The organism is Anabaena sp. AL93, assembly GCF_001672085.1.
GTDB classification, from domain to species: Bacteria; Cyanobacteriota; Cyanobacteriia; order Cyanobacteriales; family Nostocaceae; genus Dolichospermum; species Dolichospermum heterosporum.
Window position 1 is genome coordinate 1 of the sequence record NZ_LJOU01000206.1, and the last position, 1,801, is coordinate 1,801.

The following is a 1,801-nucleotide window of genomic DNA, read 5'->3' on the forward strand; positions in this document are numbered from 1 at the left end:
CACTCCCCCAACTCCCCCAACTCCCTATTTAGCTGCTGGTAATGGTACACCTAATAAACTCAAATTCAACGCATGACCACCCGTCACCAAATAAACAGGTTCACAAATTGTCCCTAATTGTCTCACTAAAGCGCCCAGGCGATCGCGGAATTTGCGCCCTAGAGGATAAGCTGGAACTACACCCCAACCTGTTTCTTCCCCCACAAATATGACATCAGCCGCCACTAACGGCAGAATTGCCAGAAACTCCCCCACAATATTTTCCCAAACTAAATCCTCCTCCTCCAGAAAATTAGCCACCCAAGTTCCTAAAGAATCCACCAACAGGCAAGTATGCGGCTGAGATTGAGCCAAAGCAGCAGTTAGTTCCCCAGGGACAGCAAGAGTTATCCAATCTTGAGGACGGCGTTGTTGATGTTTTTGAATGCGTTCTTGCCATTCTAGATCATCAGGATTTTGTGTAGCTGTGGCAATGTAGACAACATTTTTTTCCGACTTTATCGCCAAATCTTCCGCCCATTCACTTTTACCAGAGCGGGCTGCACCTGTCACCAAAATTATTTTCCCCATTATTTGATAATATAATGTTTCATCAGGAAGAATACACGAGTTAAATCAAGTATCCCCAAAATCAACACCTTTCTGTACTCCTGAATTCTTTCTTGCCAAAGACCATAAATTTTAGGATATTGTTATGAAACCAGGGTTAAAACGGATAGAGGCTACGCTGCATGATTTAAAAACTCGCAATGATGATGTCACCACAGAACCAGGTGAAGAAAGCAAACGTTCCTTTTCCTTTCGCATTAGTATCCGTCCCCAGGAATCTCCAGAAAATTCCCAAAATACAACACAAACCTATAATAGTAACTTAGAAGCAGATTCAGTTATTCATGAAACTCCAGAGGCAAATTTATTTCCTCAGCATAGTTCCGTCTCAGCCTTTCCAGCCCAAGAAAATGGAGAAAAAACGCCAACTCTCCCGAAATTTAAAACTCCATCCTTCAGCAATCATCGTCACGGTGCTAACCCAGCACTGGCCATGAATATGCTCCAAGAAATTCAAGACAAAGTAGCTGATTGGCAACTAGAACTACAAAAAATAATACAGCAAATTCAGGATATTTATTTAGAAGGGCCAATTATTAACGGTTGGTTGGAATCTAATGTCCAAGAACCAGAAACAGTGGGAACAGCCGCATTACGCCATGCAGAAATAGAGCGTCTCATGAACTATGTCGAAGAAATCTGTGCTAGTAGTGAAAAAGAATCTCATAAACCACTACACACTGACTACCGATTATGTGGAGTAGATACAGCCGGTCAAGTGTGGTCTCGTCCCTGTCCAGTTGAACAAGTTCCTAGTGTTAGTATAGCGATCGCTCGTCACCAAAGATTAAGGCAACTCTTAGGACGCAAACAAGACCTAGAAAATCGTTTGAGTCAATTAGCGGAAACCTTGGTGATGTTACATAGTCATATTCAACAAAGTTGAAATAATTACTCCCGGTTCGCCCATTTTTGCGAGAGTTAGAAGAATTCTACTCAGGAGTAAAAGATTGACCACTAAGCTGAGTATAAATAGTAGGGGGAAACCCAAGTAAAACAAGAATACGCTGCTGTAAAGGGGAAAGAGTAGTTAAATGAGTGTAGACTTCATTGTTAACCTCAATTAATATCAATGTGATTTCTTTAAATGCAACAAGAAGCATTTCAGCAGTAGGACGTGCCGTTTTACGCTGAGGATTACCAGCATAAAGTCCAGCCAATTTTTCTTGATTTTTGTCAAGATGGCGACGAA

Annotated in this window: 2 protein-coding genes and 1 pseudogene; 1 reads left to right on the plus strand and 2 read right to left on the minus strand. The window is 41.6% G+C overall.

Annotated features, from left to right (window positions below):
- Positions 1 to 24: 24 nt before the first annotated feature.
- Complete coding sequence (gene cobU / locus AN486_RS26450; protein ID WP_053540782.1) at positions 25 to 570, minus strand: bifunctional adenosylcobinamide kinase/adenosylcobinamide-phosphate guanylyltransferase; 546 nt, start codon at positions 568 to 570, stop codon at positions 25 to 27.
- A 124-nt stretch (positions 571 to 694) separates the two neighbouring features.
- Here cobU and AN486_RS26455 point away from each other — a divergent pair, with 124 nt between their 5' ends.
- Positions 695 to 1,495, plus strand: coding sequence for a hypothetical protein (locus AN486_RS26455; RefSeq protein ID WP_290603051.1), 801 nt, complete (start codon positions 695 to 697; stop codon positions 1,493 to 1,495).
- A 46-nt stretch (positions 1,496 to 1,541) separates the two neighbouring features.
- On the opposite strand, the pseudogene AN486_RS26460 reads toward AN486_RS26455, so the two are convergent.
- Positions 1,542 to 1,801, minus strand: a pseudogene (locus tag AN486_RS26460) (hypothetical protein); the annotation flags it as partial.